Consider the following 16,762-nt stretch of genomic DNA (forward strand, 5'->3'; position numbering starts at 1 on the left):
CTTGCTCTCCTTGCAAAGGGCCGAAAGTGTAACCCATCTATCCGGAATGAACTGTCACCCATCTCTCGGGAAGGGCACTTTTCGCCGGGCGCTTCTGGGTGCAGTCTAGCATACTAGCATCTCGACTATCGAACCTTAATCCGTCTTCTCGCCGGTCCGACGGAGTAGCAGCCATGGCCGGTGGATCAGGATGCAAGATTTCCGGCGCACTCAGGCGTGCGTTCCGCAAACGGTCCTGTTTGCTCCGGAACCTCCCGGCTCGCGATGCGTTACCCGGCGTCTCATCATAGATCCCCGCCAGGATTTTCTCCGAGAACCCGCGTCCAATCAGGAGCCCGCTTCATGTATGACAAGTTGTTTCATCCGCCCGTCGCACTGACCGTCGGTCTCGGCTTCAAGCGCGAAATCGCCTCGCTGGCCGAAATGCACGATTTCCTGACCAACTGGACGACCTCCCGACGTGGTCCGCTTTATCGCAATGCCGTCGAGGCGTGCAGCCTGGCCCTGGAAGGCTGCATCACGAGGGACGAGGCGCGCCATGCGCTTGTTGAATTCGCGGAAGCCACCGGTATTCTCTGGCCCGAGATCGAGCAGGTCATCGTGGCGCGCGCCGTCGCACGAGGCCATGGCGGCTACGCCGCCTGATCGTTCGAGCTGTCATTGCGATGGCCAGTTCGTACGGCCGCTCCCCCGAAAGCCCGGCTTGGCCCTCCGAGCCGAGCTTTCCATTCCATCTTGCGGAGGGGCCGCGGTCAATCGCACCAGCTCGATGAGATGACGAGCGATGCCTCGAAGATCTGGCGCCCGCTCTCGTCGCGCACCTTCACGGTAATGGCCGTTCGGTCGTTTTCGATCATCTCGTCGCGAATGATGTCGGGCAGGATGAGAATTGCCTCTTGCCGCAGACGCTCGCGCGTGTCGAACACCTGACCATGGTCGTCCACCGTCAGGCCATCGCCATTGTAAAGGTCGAGAAAGTATCTGGGCATGATGCGGCCGGATCCCGAGCTGATGAATGTCCCAAAAGAGACTTGATCGACAATTCGCGGGCTAAGCCGTTGTTCCATCAGAGATGATCTTCGTTGGCGAATAAGCGCCTTCTAACAAATGTTAATGCCCGCCGGCGCCCGACGACCTAGTGCTTCGGTAGCCGCCCCTTGCTTTCGACAGTTGGCGATCGGCTCTGAGCCCTTTCGCTGGAGATAGCGGTGCTGGAATCCCTGTATCTGAATCTCGCCCAGCACGACGCGCTTTCCGATGCCGAAAAGGCGCTGCTGGCTGAGGCCATGACTTTCGAGCGGCATTTCGCGGTCGGGCAGGATATCGTCGCATCGGGCGCGCGGCCCACCTATTCGACCCTGATCCTCGACGGTTTGGCAGCGCGCTACAAGGTGCTCGAGAATGGCGGCCGGCAGTTCACCTCGCTGCAGGTGCCTGGCGATTTCGTCGATCTCCATGCCTTCCTCCTGAAGACGATGGATCACGGCATCGTTGCCATGTCGCCCTGTCATGTGATGTTCGCCGATCACAGCCGGCTTCGCGCCCTCACCGAGGAAGCGCCGCATCTGACGCGGCTGCTGTGGCTGGACACGCTGGTCGACGGCGCCATCCATCGCGAGTGGATCGTGGCGATGGGCCGCCGCTCCAAGACCTCACACCTGGCCCATCTCCTCTGTGAGCTTTTCGTACGGCTGCAGGTGGTGCAGCGCACCAACGGCATGAGCTTTCACCTGCCGCTCTCACAGGCCGAGCTGGCCGATGTGCTCGGTCTTTCCGTCGTACACATGAACCGCGTCATCGGCGCCTTGCGCAAAGTCGGCGTCGTCACTTGGGCAAATCACACGGTGACCATCCTGGATTGGCACAGGCTCCAGGAAATCGCCGAGTTCGATCCGACCTATCTCAGCCTGACGCGGGAGCCGCGGTAGAGCGTTCCCAGCAAGGCCGCAAAGCGCGGCGGCATATCCTTCCCGGCAATCCGCGTCGACGAGCTGCTCTTCGACGGCGAGCCGCGCCGGAAACCTTTATAGAATTCCTATTTCTTTCCCATCCGCCCCGTCTCGAACCTTTATGGCGATCGGGTCATATTCACGTCGAGCAAAAGCCCTCGGACGCCGCCCAGTGCAGTGCGCCGTCTCACGGTATTGCCGACCTGTCTTTGGCAGGCGAACAGTAGAAACTGGAAGCAAGGAAAAGCACAATGGACATTATTGTTCTTGGGATCGGGGTTTTGTTCTTCGGCCTGTCCATCGTCTACGTCAAAGCTTGCGACAGAATTTAAGCTGAAGGATCGAATCATGCTTGTCGATTACATCCTCGGCGGTGGCGTGACCTTGTTCCTGCTCGCCTACCTCACCTACGCGCTCATTCGTCCAGAACGCTTCTGAAGGCACGGAAAGCCACAGCCATGACACTGAACGGATGGATACAGATCTTGGTCTTTTGCGGGATCCTCGTTTTGCTTGTGAAGCCGCTTGGCTTCTACATGCACCGCGTCTTCAATGGCGATCGCACACCGCTTTCACCGGTCCTCGGCCCGCTCGAGCGCGGGCTCTACCGCATTTGCGGAACCAGCGAGCGGGAAGAACAGCACTGGACCACCTATGCGGTGGCTCTCCTGATGTTCAACCTGGCGGGCTTCCTGCTGCTCTATGTCCTGCAACGCCTGCAAGGCAGTCTGCCCTACAATCCGGCCGGCATGAGCGCGGTCGACCCAGCGCTCGCCTTCAACACCGCCGTAAGCTTCACGACCAACACCAACTGGCAGAACTACGGCGGCGAAAGCACGATGTCCTACCTCGTGCAGATGGCCGGGCTGACGGTCCAGAATTTCGTTTCGGCCGCCACCGGCATCGCCATTGCAATCGCGCTGATCCGCGGCTTCGCCCGCGCTTCCGGAAGATCGATCGGCAATTTCTGGGTCGATATGACGCGCGCCACGCTCTATGTGCTCTTGCCGCTCTGCGTCGTGCTCACCCTGGTCTATGTCTGGCTCGGCATGCCGCAGACGTTGGGGCCTTACGTGGACGCCACGACGCTTGAGGGCGTCAAGCAGACTATCGCGCTGGGGCCGGTGGCCTCGCAGGTCGCCATCAAGATGCTCGGCACCAATGGCGGCGGTTTCTTCAATGCCAATGCCGCACATCCATTCGAAAATCCCGACGCCATCTCCAACCTGATCCAGATGCTGTCGATCTTCGTCGTCGGCGCCGCATTGACCAACGTCTTCGGCCGCATGGTCGGCAATCAGCGCCAGGGCTGGGCGATCCTCGCCTCGATGGGCGTGCTGTTCATCGTTGGCGTCGCTGTCTGCTATTGGGCGGAAGCCGCGGGCAATCCGCTGGTGCATGCGCTGGGCATCGACGGCGGCAACATGGAAGGCAAGGAGACCCGCTTCGGCATCGCGCTCTCGGCTTTGTTCGCCGTCATCACGACGGCCGCTTCCTGCGGCGCGGTCAACGCCATGCACGATAGCTTCACCGCGCTCGGCGGCATGGTTCCGCTCATCAACATGCAACTCGGCGAGGTCATCGTGGGCGGCGTCGGCGCCGGCTTCTACGGCATGCTGATGTTCATCCTGATCGCCGTCTTCGTTGCCGGCCTGATGGTCGGCCGCACGCCCGAATATCTCGGCAAGAAGATCGAGGCGAAGGAGGTCAAGATGGCGATGCTGGCGATCCTGTGCCTGCCGCTGGCGATGCTGATCTTCACGGCGATCGCGGTGGTGCTGCCGAGCGCGGTGGCGTCGATCGCCAATGGCGGGCCGCACGGCTTCTCCGAGATTCTCTACGCCTACACCTCGGCGGCGGCCAACAACGGTTCGGCTTTCGGCGGCCTCAGCGGCAACACGCCCTGGTACAACATCACGCTCGGCATCGGCATGCTGATGGGCCGCTTCCTGGTCATCATCCCGGCGCTTGCCATCGCCGGCGCGCTGGCGGCGAAGAAGACCGTCCCCGCCTCAGCCGGCACCTTCCCGACCGACGGCCCGCTGTTTGTCGGGCTGCTGGTCGGCGTCATCGTCATCGTCGGCGGCCTGACCTTCTTCCCGGCGCTCGCCGTCGGACCTGTCGTCGAGCACCTGGCGATGATCCATGGACAGACATTCTGAGGCAGACATGTCCTGGTTCAGCAACAAGCGCCGCAGTATCAGGCATCGGGCCAATCCGGGGAAGGAGGGGCTGCCGCCTCCCTTCCCGACCATGTCGACGTTTCTTGGGCTTGCCGCCGCCATGATCGCGCTTTGGCTGCTGGCCTACGGGCTTCCTCATCTTTTTTCGGTATCCGACCAATCGCCGCCGCACACCAACACTGAAGCCGGAGCTTCAAAATGAGCCAGTCAAAGTCAGCCAGCATCATGGATGCCGGCATCCTGTGGCCCGCCATCGGCGGCGCCTTCCGCAAACTCGATCCGCGCACGCTGGCCCGCAACCCGGTGATGTTCGTCGTCGCCGTCGTCTCGGCGCTGACATCGGTGCTGTTCGTCAAGGACCTCGTCACCGGCGGCGGTGATTTGCTGTTCACGCTGCAGATCATCATCTGGCTGTGGTTCACGGTGCTGTTCGCCAATTTCGCCGAAGCCGTCGCCGAAGGGCGCGGCAAGGCGCAGGCGGATTCGCTGCGCAAGGCTCGCACCGAAACCCAGGCCAAGCTTTTGACCGGCGAGCACCGCACCAGGTTCAAGCTGGTACCCGGCACCAGCCTGAAGGTCGGCGATATCGTTCTCGTCGAGGCCGGCGACATCATCCCGTCCGATGGCGAGGTGGTGGAAGGCGTCGCCTCGGTCAACGAGGCGGCGATAACAGGCGAATCCGCGCCGGTGATCCGCGAATCCGGCGGCGACCGATCGGCCGTCACCGGCGGCACGCAGGTGCTGTCGGACTGGATCCGCGTGCGCATCACCGCCGCCGCGGGCCACACATTCCTCGACCGCATGATCTCGCTGGTCGAAGGCGCCGAGCGCCAGAAGACGCCCAACGAGATCGCGCTCAACATCCTGCTCGTCGGCATGACGCTGATCTTCGTGCTGGCCACAGCGACCATCCCGAGCTTTGCCCACTACTCGGGTGGCTATATTTCGGTGACCGTGCTCGTCGCGCTGTTCGTGACGCTTATCCCGACCACGATCGGCGCGCTGCTGTCGGCCATCGGCATTGCCGGCATGGACCGGCTGGTGCGCTTCAATGTGCTGGCCATGTCGGGTCGCGCCGTCGAAGCCGCCGGCGACGTCGACACGCTGCTCCTCGACAAGACCGGCACCATCACGCTCGGCAATCGCCAGGCGACGGAATTCCGCCCGGTCAAGGGCGTCAGCGAGCAGGAACTGGCGGACGCGGCACAGCTTGCCTCGCTCGCCGACGAGACGCCGGAAGGCCGCTCGATCGTGGTGCTGGCCAAGGAGAAGTATGCCATCCGTGCCCGCGACATGGCGACATTGCATGCTGCTTTCGTGCCCTTCACCGCGCAGACCCGCATGAGCGGCGTCGACATCGACGGTTCGTCGGTACGCAAGGGCGCGGTCGATTCCGTGCTCGCCCATGTCAGCCAGACGACATCGGCCAGCCGCGCGACGCGCCCGAACAGCGACACGATCAGGGATTTGCAGGCGATCGCCGACGACGTCGCGAAATCCGGCGGCACGCCGCTGGCGGTCGAGCGGGACGGGCGCCTGCTGGGTATCGTGCACCTCAAGGACATCGTCAAAGGCGGCATCCGCGAGCGTTTCGCCGAGCTGCGCAAGATGGGCATCCGCACGGTCATGATCACCGGCGACAACCCGATGACGGCAGCCGCCATCGCGGCCGAAGCCGGCGTCGACGACTTCCTTGCCCAGGCGACACCGGAGGACAAGCTGAAGCTGATCCGCGACGAGCAGGCCAAGGGCAAACTGGTCGCCATGTGCGGCGACGGCACCAACGATGCGCCAGCCCTTGCGCAAGCCGATGTCGGCGTCGCCATGAACACCGGCACGGTCGCTGCTCGCGAGGCCGGCAATATGGTCGACCTCGACAGCGATCCGACCAAGCTTATCGAGATCGTCGAAATCGGCAAGGCGCTGTTGATGACCCGCGGCTCGCTGACTACCTTCTCGATCGCCAATGACGTGGCCAAGTATTTCGCCATCATCCCGGCCATGTTCGCCGTCTTCTACGTCGCGCCCGGCCAGACCACAGGTCCGCTGCAAGCGCTCAACATCATGCATCTGGCGACACCGCAGAGCGCCATCCTGTCGGCCATCATCTTCAACGCGCTGATCATCATCGCGCTGATCCCGCTGTCGCTGCGCGGTGTGAAGTACCGGGCGATCGGCGCGGGTGCGCTGCTCAGCCGCAACCTTCTCGTCTACGGTCTCGGCGGCATCGTCGTGCCGTTCGTCGGCATCAAGACAATCGACATGGCCGTCACCGCCCTTGGCCTTGCATAAGGATCATTCCGATGCTCAAGCAGATCAGACCCGCGATCATCATGATCGTTTTCTTCACCGTGCTGACCGGGCTCGTCTATCCCATCGGCATGACCGGCATCGCCCAGGCGCTGTTCCCGCGCCAGGCCAATGGCAGCCTGATCGAGAGGGGCGGCAAGGTGATCGGCTCCGAACTGATCGGCCAGGCTTTCGCCAGCGACACGTATTTCCACGGACGGCCGTCGGCTGCCGGCAACGGCTACGATGCCAGCGCCTCCGGCGGCTCCAACCTCGGTCCGACCAACCCGAAGCTGATCGAGCGCATCAAGGGCGACGCGGAAAAGCTGAAGTCTGAGAACCCGGACCAGCCGGTGCCGATGGACCTGGTGACGACGTCCGGCAGTGGCCTTGATCCGCAGATCAGTCCCGAGGCCGCTTATTTCCAGGTTCCGCGCGTGGCCAAGGCAAGGCGCATCGACGAGGCCAAGGTCAAGGCGCTCGTCGACGGCCAGGTCGAGGACCGGGAATTGGGCGTGCTCGGCGAGCCGGCGGTTAATGTGCTGGCCCTCAACCTGGCGCTGGATGCCGCGAAGTAGGTGATGTCTGGCGCCGGGGATCGACACGGTCCCCGGCGCCATTCATGATCGGACCCGATGCCGGACGACAGAAGCTACGTCGAAAACAGACCATCTCCCGACGCGCTGCTAGAGCATGCCGTGCGGGAAGGGCGCGGCCGTCTGCGCATATTCCTGGGCGCGGCACCTGGTGTCGGCAAGACTTACGAGATGCTGATGTCGGGTCGTGCCAGGGTGGCCGACGGTGCCGACGTGGTGATCGGCGTGGTCGAGACGCATGGCCGCAAGGAAACACAGGCCCTGGTCGAGGGGTATGAAGTCATTGCCCGCCGCAGGGTCGACTACAAGGGGCGCGTCCTTGACGAGATGGATATCGATGCCATCCTTGCCCGGCGTCCGGTGCTGGTCCTGGTCGACGAACTCGCCCACACCAACGCGCCCGGCAGCCGCCACCCCAAGCGCTATCTCGATGTCCAGGAAATCCTGGCGCGGGGCATAGATGTCTATACGACGCTGAACATCCAACATGTCGAAAGCCTGAACGACGTCGTCGCCCAGATTACCCGGGTCAGGGTGCGCGAGACGGTTCCAGACTCCATCATCGACCAGGCGGATGATGTCGAGATCATCGATCTGACACCCGACGACCTGATCAAGCGGCTGGAGGAGGGCAAGGTCTATTTCCCCAACACCGCGCAGCGTGCCGTCGAGAACTATTTTTCGCCTGGCAATCTGACGGCGTTGCGGGAACTGGCGCTGCGCCGTACCGCCCAGCGCGTCGACGAGCAACTGCTCAACCACATGCAGTCCCACGCCATCCAGGGTCCGTGGGCGGCGGGGGAGCGGGTTCTTGTCTGCGTCGATGCCCGTTCGGGCGGGGCAGCCCGCATTCGCTACGCACGCAGGCTGGCCGACAGGCTTCGTGCACCCTGGACGGCGCTTCATGTCGACACGCCTCGCTCCGCCGGCATGTCCGAGGATGACAAGGACAGGCTCGCCACACTGCTGCGCCTTGCCGAGCAGCTCGGTGCCGAGGTGACGACCATCCCGGGCCAGAGCGTCGCGCAGGACATCGTTCGCCATGCGACGGCCAACAATTTCACCCACATCGTGGTCGGCAGGCCGACCCGGTCGCGCTGGCGCGAACTGATCGAAGGGTCGCTCACCTATGATCTGATCCGCAATGCCGGCGACATCAGCGTCCATGTCATCTCCGGAACGGAGCGGGACACCGAAACGTCTTCCAGGAGAGTGAACGCGGCAGCCGAGGAAAGGCATTTCCAGGCCAAGCCGTATTTGCTCGCCACGGCTTACGTTGCCGGATCATTGGCCGTCAGCACCGTTCTCGACCAGTTCCTCGACGTTCGCAATCTGGCGATCGTCTTCCTGCTCTCCGTGCTGACGTCGGCGGTGGCTGGTGGTCTCTGGCCGGCGCTTTACGCCTGTTTCCTCAGTGTCCTTGCCTTCAACTATTTTTTCCTCGAGCCACGCTACACGCTGACGATCCGCGATCCCGAGAGCATCGTCGCGATTGCCGTCTTCGTCGCCGTTGCCGTCATCGCCAGCAACCTGACGGCGCGCGTGCAGCGTCAGGCCGCCGCCGCCCGCTCGCGGGCGCGGGCAACCGAGGACATCTATCTGTTCTCCAAGAAGCTCGCAGGCGCCGGCACGCTCGACGACGTGCTCTGGGCCACCGCCTTCCAGATCGCCTCGATGCTGAAGGTGCGCGTGGTGCTGCTGCTGCCGGAAGACGGCACGATCACCGTCAAGGCAGGCTATCCGCCCGACGACACGCTGGCCGAGGCCGACATTGCCGCCGCACGCTGGGCCTGGGAGCACAACCGTGCCGCCGGACGCGGCGCCGACACGCTTCCTGGCGCCAAACGCCTCTATCTTCCCTTGCGCACGGGACGCACCGCAATCGGCGTCATCGGCCTCGACAATGACAAGCAGGGCCCGCTTCTGACGCCCGAGCAGCAGCGGCTGCTCGACGCGCTGGCCGATCAGGCGGCGGTGGCGATCGAACGCATCCAGCTCGTCGCCGATGTCGACCGCGCCAAGCTCGCGGCCGAAGCCGACCGGCTGCGCTCGGCGCTGCTGACCTCGATTTCGCATGACCTGAAAACGCCGCTCGCCGCCATCATGGGCGCGGCCGGCACGCTCAAGGAATTCGCGCCCGACCTCCCCGAGCAGGACAGGGCCGAGCTCCTGTCGACCGTGATCGACGAATCGGAGCGGCTGAACCGCTTCATCGCCAACCTGCTCGACATGACCAAGATCGAATCCGGGGCGATGGAGCCGAACTACGCCCTCCATTATGTCGGCGATATCGTCGGCACGGCGCTCGACCGTGCCCGCAAGATCACCAGCGAGCACAAGATCGAGGTCGATATTCCGCCCGACCTGCCGATGCTGCGGCTCGATCCCGTGCTGTTCGAACAGGTCCTGTTCAACCTTCTCGACAATGGCTCGAAATATTCGCCGCCCGCCTCGACGATCCGCGTCCAGGCCTGGGCCGACAATGGCTCCGTCATCGTGCGGATCATGGACGAGGGACCGGGCATTCCGGCGCAGGACCTGGAACGTGTCTTCGATACCTTCTACCGGGTGCGCAAGGGCGATCAGGTACGCGCCGGCACCGGGCTCGGCCTGTCGATCTGCCGTGGCTTCGTCGAGGCGATGGGCGGCACGATCGCGGCCGCCAACCGGACCGACCGCCCCGGTGGCGCCTTCACCATCAGGATGCCGGTGCCGGCGCAAGCGCGCGATATCGGCAACCGCGGCGACGAGCCCGGCATGGATCAGCCTCGATGACCAATTCGAATGTCAGGATACTGGTCGTCGACGACGAGCCGCCGATCCGCAAGCTGCTGCGGGTCGGCCTTGGCAGCCAGGGTTACGCGGTCAGCGAGGCGCCGAACGCCAAGGCGGCGATCGAGCTGATGGAACAGGAGACGCCGGATCTCGTGCTGCTCGATCTCGGCCTGCCCGGCATGGGGGGCCATGAACTCCTGCGCAAATGGCGGGAGGAGGGCGTCGACGTTCCCGTCGTCATCCTCTCCAGCCGTACCGACGAGGCCGGCATCGTCAGCGCGCTCGAACTCGGCGCCGACGACTATGTCACCAAGCCGTTCGGCATGAACGAACTGGTGGCACGCATCCGGGTGGCGCTGCGCCACAAGTTCCAGCAACAGGGTGAGAAGCCGATATTCCAGAGCGGTGACCTCAGCGTCGATCTGGTCAAGCGCGTCGTCAAGGTGGAGGACAGGGAGGTAAAGCTCTCGCCGAAAGAGTACGACATACTGCGCATCCTGGTGCAGCATGCCGGCAAGGTGCTGACCCACCACTTCATCCTGAAGCAGATCTGGGACGACTCGACAGACGTGCAGTACCTCAGGGTCTATGTCCGCCAGCTCAGGCAGAAGATCGAAAAAACCCCCGACCAGCCGCGCTACATCACCACCGAGACCGGTGTCGGCTATCGCCTGCGTGTCGAGTGAAATAGCCTGTCCGATAAACCTGCGTCAGCCGATCGCCTCCAGAGGCCGATTTGCCGCCGCCGATATCCGCAAGGCGGCGAGACAGCCCAGAATGCCGAACGGCACGAAGGCAAGGAACAGCCAGCTCGCGACATTGGCCGCCGCGTCGTGATTCAGGCCTTGCGAAAAGCCGCTGGCATTGGCGACGATGCCGGCAATAGCGGCGCCCACGGCATAGCCGATGCGCTGCATGGTCGGCACCGCCGCCGAGGCGATGGTCTGCTCGTCGTCCGGTGCGGAGGCGACGATGACGCGGGTCAGGAACGGCCAGGCAATGCCGAAGCCGCCGCCCTGCAGCAGGGCGCAGACCAGGATCAGCGGGATCGAGCCCAGCGGTATCGTGTAGGCGAAGCCGGCGATGCCCGCCGCGATCATCAGCGCGCCGCAGACGATGATCAGCCTTTCGCGTCGCGGCGGCGCGTTGGCGACGAGGATCGACAGGATCGACCAGGCGATCGATTCGGCGGCAATGATGTAGCCGGTGGTCAGCAGCGGAATGTCGTGCAGGCTGGTCAAGAGCAGCGGCCCGTAGACGCCGAAGGAGCAGGTCGCGATGGAAAAGGCGGCGACCATCGTCATGCCGGCGCCGACCGGCGTGCGCCAGGAGAACAGCCGCGCCGGGAACAGCCTGGAGCGCGGCTTCAGCGCATCGACGTAGAAAAACAGCGCGAGGCCCGTCAGGCCTAGCACGATCAGCAGCGAGGAACGCAACAGGGCGATGTCGACGCCGGCCGAGGCGATCAGCACCACGGCGACGGCAAGGCAGCCAAGCGCCACGAAAGGGAAGGGCGGTGCCTTGCCGGCACTCGTGCTGGGTTTCTTCGCCTCCGGCGTGTTGAGTACGAGGAAGCTTGCCAGCGCCATGGCGGTGCCGCCGAGTGTGAAGACGCCGAAGGCCCAGCGCCAGGACAGCAATTCGGTCATAACAGCGCCAAGCAACGGGCCGCTGAAAGCAGCAACGCCCCAGATAGCCGACATGATACCGAAAAGCTGCGGCCAGATGGCACGCGAAAACAGCCGCTCGACCGATACGAAGGCCAGCGACACCAGCGCGCCGCCGCCGAGGCCCTCGATCAAGCGGCCGGCAAGGAACAATTGCATTGAGGGCGAGGTGGCGCAGATCAGCGCGCCGGCGGCATAAAGCAGGGCCGCGACCACCATGTTGGTGCGCAGCGGAACATAACTCACCAGGCGTCCGGCGGCGGCACCGGCGACGATGGCGCCGAGTTCGTAGATCGCCAGGGACCAGCCGACGAGCTGTACGCCGGCCAGTTCGCCGACCATGGCCGGCATGACCGTCGCCACCATCGTCTCATTGGTGGCGTGCAGCAGGATGCCGAGGCTGATGAAGCAGAAGCGGGCGAGATCGCCGCTTGCCCACAATGCGCGCCAGTCGACCTTGTTGCTGGTGATTTCAGTCATGTTCACCCCTGCCTTTGCCTATCTCGCTTGTAGCGCATGGCGCCAGAGGCCAGTGCGGGCTTCCGGCAGGACCATAAGGATCGACAGCGCCGTACCAGGCGCTGCCTACCCAAGGGCAGGCTTCTAAAACCTCAAGTATGGTTGAGTTCAAGCGGCTTTTTTGCAGACGTTCGCGAAGCCTCTCAATTTCGCTGCGGAAGCCGCCCTTATGGTCCAGTCAATTCTCGGTGCTGCGCAACTGGAATTGGCTGACGCCGATGGCGAGATTGATGCCGGTCTGCGTCTGCAGGCTGAGCGGCTGCAGGGTAAAGGCCTGCGAGGAGCCGCCGACCAGGAGATTGGCGCCGGCGCCGACGGCGGCGGTCACTTCGGCGCTGGCGCCGATATAGTCACCGGCCAATGCACCCGGCGCGTAGATGTTCTTCAGCGGCGTCAGCACCAGCCAGCGCATCACCGCCTGCTTGGTCGTGCCAATATCGAGTCCGTATTTGTTGACGGCGCCGAAATAGGCTTCCGGCGCGAAGCTCCTGTCGGCCGGGGTGAAGGTGCAGCTCAAATCCTTGCTCGAGCCGAAGATGAAGCCGGTGCCGCCTGAAATGGCGCATTCAAGCGCACCGAGTTCGATACCTTGGTCCTGCGCTCGTGCGGCGCCCGCAAGCATGATCGTGGTCGCGGCAGCGGCGATGGCTGTCCTGAACATGGCGGTCCCCTCAAAATCAAACGGCGCGGAACCATACTATCTGGTTCCGCGCCGCAGGGTGAGGGGTCGTGGAGCGCGTGGCTCCGTGCAATCACTTGAGCGAGTGGATCAGCTCCAGCGAGGTGACGGCGACCGCCAGGTTGACGCCGGTCTGCGCCTGGACGCTGAGTGGCTCCAGCATGAAGGCGCTGTCGAAGCCACCGACCAGCAAGTTGGCGCCGCCACCGGTGACGACGCTCGCCTCGGCGTTGACGCCGTAGTAGCTGCCGGCAAGGTCGCCCGCGTCACGGTCGCGGGTCGCGGCAAACACCGCCCAGACCAACTGGCCCTGGTGCGTCTTGCCGAGATCGACGCCGAGTTTCGAGATGACGCCGGTGTAAATTTCAGACGGCCCGTGATGATAGGGCCGGAACACACAGGACACGCCCTTGTTGGAGGTCACGAGATAGCCGGTGCCGCCATCGATGGTGCAGTCGAGCGTGCCGAGCTGCAACCTGCCGGCGCTGGCCGGGGCGGCAGCGAACATAGTCGTTGCAAGGGCGGCGGCGCAGACGAGTTTCTTGATCATGGGAGGGTCCTTTCGCAATCAGTCTTCAGTAACGTCTCGAGCGCCGCGACCGTTCCGCCGAAAACTTGGCGCGAACAAGGCGAGGGTTAACGGCTTGTCGCGGGGTTAATACAGGGTTGCCGGATTGGCGGCGATCTTCAACGCCGCGTGTCCTTTCGGATACGCACGATGCAGTGCGCACCTTGCCGTGGGCCTGATGAGCCGACGTCAGCTGACGCGGGCGAGGCCATCCTTGGCCGGCTGGTAGCTGGGGTTGAGGCGCACAGCCTCGCGATAGGCCTTCGCCGCCTTTGCCTTGTCGCCGCGCCGTTCGTAGATCAGCGCCTGGTTGGCCCAGGCCTCGGCGTTCTGGCCGTCGAGCTTGATGGCCATGTTGAAATCGGAGAAGGCGTTATCCTCGTCGCCGGTCGCCAGATAGGAGAGGCCACGGCCGTTGTAGGGTTCGGCGGCGTCGGGGGCCAGCGAGATGGCGGTCGAGAAATCCTCAATGGCGAATTTGTGCTGGCCCTGGCTCTGATAGATCAGGCCGCGATTGTGATAGGCGCGGGCGTCCGTCGTGTCGAGCTGGATCGCCTTCTGGAAGTCGTTGAACGCATCCTGGGTGCGGCCCGCCTTACGGTAGAGATTGCCGCGGCCGATATAGGCGGCGTCATAATTGCCGTTGATCTGGATCGAGCGATTGTAGTCGGCAAGGGCTGCTTCCTGGTTGCCGAGGAAACGCTGGATGAGGGCCCGGTTCGAATAGGCCTGGTAGAAATTCGGATTGAGCTGGATGGCCTGGTTGAAATCCTTGAGCGCCGCCTGGTACTGGCCGCCGCGGCCATAGGCCGAGCCGCGGACATTATAGCCTTCCGGATCCTGGGGATTGCGCTGGATGACCGCCGACAGCGAGGAGATGTTCTCGCTCGACCCTTGCGCCTTGTCGATGTTGTTGAATTCACCGGCCGGGCCCGATGTCTGGCAGCCGGCAAGCACCAGTCCGGAAAGCAGGGCCGCTGTCAGGGCGAAACCACGCAATGCGGTCCCGCGCTCCACGCTTGTTGCGTTCATGTCTGCCCTGTCCTCACTTGCGCCGTCGTTCAGGTCCGGTTCCCCCTCCGGGCCGGGTCACATCAAAATAAAAGGGTGGCGGCGATTCCGCATCGCGCCACCCTGGTATCCTTCGAAAAGGACGAAATATTGGCGATAATCAGCGCGGCGGACGCGCTGCACCGGCGGCACCGCCAGCAGCGACCGGACGCGGGGTCATCGGCAGCAGGCCTTCGCGCTGTGCGCGCTTGCGGGCCAGCTTGCGGGCGCGGCGAACGGCTTCGGCCTTTTCACGGGCGCGCTTCTCGGAAGGCTTCTCGTAGTGGCCGCGCATCTTCATTTCGCGGAAAATGCCTTCGCGCTGCATCTTCTTCTTCAGCGCGCGAAGCGCCTGATCAACGTTATTGTCGCGGACGAGTACCTGCACGGGCAATCCTGTCTTTCGGGTTTGATATCAACAGGCAAGCAGCCATAGCCGCAAGCCTCCGCGGCGCTCCACACCACGAATTGTGGCGGCTGATAGCAGAATCAAGCCTCGCTGTCCACAGTCGAAATGAGAGACGACAGCCAAATTGCCACGTCGCCTGGAGATAGTGTGCCCGTTACGCCGTCGCCAAGTGCAGCCGCTCGAAATCCTCGAAGAACTCACCGTAGTCGCAGGTGATCTCCTCGCCGATGGCGATATCCCGGGTCGCGGTCGCACCGCCATATTGCGAAAAGTCGGTGTTCGGGGTCGCCGAATGGTTCATGAAGCGGCCATTGTCGACCTCGTAGACCATGAAACCGGGCTTATCCGGGCTCGGATAGGCATAGCGGTCGAGCAATTCCTTCAGGGGCTGGGCTGCGGCCTCATATTTGTCCATCGGAATCAGCCGGTCGAAATCCGGATCCAGGCGCCAGATCGAGGCGCCCTTCCGGATTGGTTCGGCGGCGAACATGCCGACGCCTTCGATTGCGCTCTGGGCGACATAGGTTCGGACCAGCATCATGGTTTCACAACCCGTCTTGGCAAGAAGACCCGTTTCGAGAGGAAACGGAATCGCCAAATCGAGCCGAAAAAGCAAGAGCGGCGGCCTGCGTCACAACGACGAACAGGCCTGTTCTCCGCAAAAATCCTTCACGTCCGGTTGATCGACACACCGCCATCGGCAAACAACGCGGTACCCGTGGTGAAGCTCGAGGCGTCAGAGGCAAGGTAAAGCGCCGAGCGGGCGATCTCTTGCGGCTGGGCCATGCGTTTCAGGGCATGGAGGCCCTCGACGAAGGCGCGGGCCTCGGGTGTGGTCGTCGTCGCACCCGGTGTGTCGGTGCCACCCGGCAGCAGCGCGTTGACGCGCAGTCCCTTCGGTCCATATTCGGCGGCCAGCACCTGCGTCAAACCGATCAGGCCTGCCTTCGCGGCAGCGTAGGCGGCCATGCCGGGCATGCCGGCGGTGTAACCGACAAAGCTCGATGTGAAGATCAGCGAGCCGCCGCCGCGCTCCAGCATGGCCGGTATCTGATACTTCGCGCCGAGAAAGGCGCTGGTCAGGTTGGTATCCATCGTCCCGTGCCATGTCTGTGCCGACATGTCGGGGACGGAGCCCATCAGTCCGACGGAGCCGGCATTGTTCAACGCGATGTCGAGGCCGCCGAAGCTGCCGACCGCCAACTCGACGAGGGCTTTCGCATAGGTCTCGTCGGTGACATCTCCCGCGAGAGCGACGGCCGTGCCGCCGGCGTCCTCGATTTCGACTGCGAGTGCATCAAGCTCCGTTTGGCGGCGAGCGGAAATGACGAGCCTGGCGCCTTCCTCGGCGAACAGCTTTGCCGTGGCGCGGCCGATGCCGGAACTGGCACCGGTGACGATGGCGATCTTGTTGGCGAGTGCGAGCATGTTTGGCATCCTTGTCCTTCGCGCCAGCTTCGCCGGCGATCGGATGCTTGGTCGCAAATCGGCAGAACAGCAGCCACCCGAAAGCTGCAGAGATTCGCGCCACTACCGCCGCAGCAGCCATGCCAGACGATCCAGCGAGAACGCGTAGCTGATGACGATCAGCAAGGCCATGATGATGGCCGTAATGGTATGGCCCGCCAAATGGAAACCCGCGGCGCCGCCGAACAGGACGATGAATTCCAGCGCCAGCCTGACAGCGCCCGGTACAGGCACCGGTGCCCGGCCCGACCGGCTTGGATCGTTGAGGACCGCGAAGATACCCCATGCCGCGGCTGCGGCGAGCGGCAAGGCAATGGCGAGGACCCAACGCCACGCTTCGTCCGAAAGGCTCCAGCCTGCCATGCCGAGGCCGAGCAAGGCGGCAAGCTCCAGCAGGAAGCGCAATGTGAGATTCCACCATGCGTTGCCCATTATCATTCTCCGAATCCCAGCGCCGAGAAGTGTGACTGAAGGCAATCATCGGGGCCAGCCGGATAGCTCTTTTTCAGCGCGGCGCAAAACGGCAAGCGCCGTCGCAAACAGCGCAAGGGTGGCAGCGCTGTTTCGCTAGTGATACACCTCGCGCGCCGGGGCTTGATGATGAACGCCCG

The 16,762-nt window shown here is 63.6% G+C and carries 18 protein-coding genes; 9 read left to right on the forward strand and 9 right to left on the reverse strand.

All coding sequences use genetic code 11. The features are described from left to right. Nucleotides 1-342 precede the first annotated feature (342 nt). Nucleotides 343-645, forward strand: a complete 303-nt coding sequence (locus FJ527_RS10685) for a DUF982 domain-containing protein (protein ID WP_140713308.1) — start codon at nt 343-345, stop codon at nt 643-645. Between the two features lie 107 nt (nt 646-752). Here FJ527_RS10685 and FJ527_RS10690 read toward each other — a convergent pair whose 3' ends face one another. Beyond that, entirely contained in the window at nt 753-989 is a 237-nt protein-coding gene (locus FJ527_RS10690) for a hypothetical protein (RefSeq protein WP_140713310.1), read from the reverse strand. Nucleotides 990-1,208: 219 nt separating this feature from the next. Between FJ527_RS10690 and FJ527_RS10695 the strand changes: the two genes are divergently transcribed. The 8 genes from FJ527_RS10695 (at nt 1,209) to FJ527_RS10730 (ending at nt 10,478) form a co-directional block, all read left to right on the forward strand. Further along, nucleotides 1,209-1,928 (forward strand): Crp/Fnr family transcriptional regulator, encoded by a 720-nt coding sequence (locus tag FJ527_RS10695; RefSeq protein WP_140713312.1) that lies wholly within the window; start codon nt 1,209-1,211, stop codon nt 1,926-1,928. A 369-nt stretch (nt 1,929-2,297) separates the two neighbouring features. Then, a complete protein-coding gene (kdpF, locus tag FJ527_RS10700; RefSeq protein WP_015315765.1) occupies nt 2,298-2,387 on the forward strand; it encodes a K(+)-transporting ATPase subunit F in 90 nt (29 codons plus the stop codon). 20 nt (nt 2,388-2,407) lie between these two features. Beyond that, nucleotides 2,408-4,111, forward strand: coding sequence for a potassium-transporting ATPase subunit KdpA (gene kdpA / locus FJ527_RS10705; protein WP_140713314.1), 1,704 nt, complete (start codon nt 2,408-2,410; stop codon nt 4,109-4,111). A 7-nt stretch (nt 4,112-4,118) separates the two neighbouring features. Continuing rightward, entirely contained in the window at nt 4,119-4,334 is a 216-nt protein-coding gene (locus FJ527_RS10710; protein WP_140713316.1) for a hypothetical protein, read from the forward strand. Continuing rightward, the gene (kdpB, locus tag FJ527_RS10715; protein ID WP_140713318.1) at nt 4,331-6,424 is read left to right on the forward strand and encodes a potassium-transporting ATPase subunit KdpB; all 2,094 of its coding nucleotides are present in this window, start codon (nt 4,331-4,333) and stop codon (nt 6,422-6,424) included. The genes FJ527_RS10710 and kdpB overlap by 4 nt, the downstream gene beginning before the upstream one ends. Before the next feature lie 11 nt (nt 6,425-6,435). Beyond that, nucleotides 6,436-6,999 (forward strand): potassium-transporting ATPase subunit KdpC, encoded by a 564-nt coding sequence (gene kdpC / locus FJ527_RS10720; protein WP_140713320.1) that lies wholly within the window; start codon nt 6,436-6,438, stop codon nt 6,997-6,999. A 57-nt stretch (nt 7,000-7,056) separates the two neighbouring features. Next, entirely contained in the window at nt 7,057-9,792 is a 2,736-nt protein-coding gene (locus FJ527_RS10725; RefSeq protein ID WP_140713322.1) for a sensor histidine kinase KdpD, read from the forward strand. Next, complete coding sequence (locus tag FJ527_RS10730) at nt 9,789-10,478, forward strand: response regulator transcription factor (RefSeq protein WP_140713324.1); 690 nt, start codon at nt 9,789-9,791, stop codon at nt 10,476-10,478. The genes FJ527_RS10725 and FJ527_RS10730 overlap by 4 nt, the downstream gene beginning before the upstream one ends. Before the next feature lie 24 nt (nt 10,479-10,502). Here FJ527_RS10730 and FJ527_RS10735 read toward each other — a convergent pair whose 3' ends face one another. The 8 genes from FJ527_RS10735 to FJ527_RS10770 all read right to left on the reverse strand — a co-directional run bounded on the left by FJ527_RS10735 (nt 10,503) and on the right by FJ527_RS10770 (nt 16,583). After that, on the reverse strand, nt 10,503-11,939 hold the full coding sequence (locus FJ527_RS10735) for an MFS transporter (RefSeq protein WP_140713326.1): 1,437 nt from the start codon (nt 11,937-11,939) through the stop codon (nt 10,503-10,505). Nucleotides 11,940-12,156: 217 nt separating this feature from the next. After that, nucleotides 12,157-12,639, reverse strand: coding sequence for a DUF992 domain-containing protein (locus FJ527_RS10740; protein WP_140618787.1), 483 nt, complete (start codon nt 12,637-12,639; stop codon nt 12,157-12,159). Between the two features lie 91 nt (nt 12,640-12,730). Next, nucleotides 12,731-13,207 (reverse strand): DUF992 domain-containing protein, encoded by a 477-nt coding sequence (locus tag FJ527_RS10745; RefSeq protein ID WP_023770564.1) that lies wholly within the window; start codon nt 13,205-13,207, stop codon nt 12,731-12,733. A gap of 207 nt (nt 13,208-13,414) precedes the next feature. After that, a complete protein-coding gene (locus FJ527_RS10750) occupies nt 13,415-14,257 on the reverse strand; it encodes a tetratricopeptide repeat protein (RefSeq protein ID WP_127275461.1) in 843 nt (280 codons plus the stop codon). 139 nt (nt 14,258-14,396) lie between these two features. Beyond that, a complete protein-coding gene (rpsU, locus tag FJ527_RS10755; protein WP_010911429.1) occupies nt 14,397-14,663 on the reverse strand; it encodes a 30S ribosomal protein S21 in 267 nt (88 codons plus the stop codon). 175 nt (nt 14,664-14,838) lie between these two features. After that, nucleotides 14,839-15,225 (reverse strand): SET domain-containing protein-lysine N-methyltransferase, encoded by a 387-nt coding sequence (locus FJ527_RS10760; RefSeq protein WP_140713328.1) that lies wholly within the window; start codon nt 15,223-15,225, stop codon nt 14,839-14,841. Between the two features lie 128 nt (nt 15,226-15,353). Continuing rightward, nucleotides 15,354-16,112 (reverse strand): SDR family oxidoreductase, encoded by a 759-nt coding sequence (locus tag FJ527_RS10765; protein ID WP_140618784.1) that lies wholly within the window; start codon nt 16,110-16,112, stop codon nt 15,354-15,356. Nucleotides 16,113-16,214: 102 nt separating this feature from the next. Further along, nucleotides 16,215-16,583 (reverse strand): DUF2568 domain-containing protein, encoded by a 369-nt coding sequence (locus FJ527_RS10770; RefSeq protein WP_140618782.1) that lies wholly within the window; start codon nt 16,581-16,583, stop codon nt 16,215-16,217. Between the last annotated feature and the right edge of the window lie 179 nt (nt 16,584-16,762).

It is taken from the genome of Mesorhizobium sp. B2-4-18, from assembly GCF_006441385.1.
Classification (GTDB): domain Bacteria; phylum Pseudomonadota; class Alphaproteobacteria; order Rhizobiales; family Rhizobiaceae; genus Mesorhizobium; species Mesorhizobium australicum.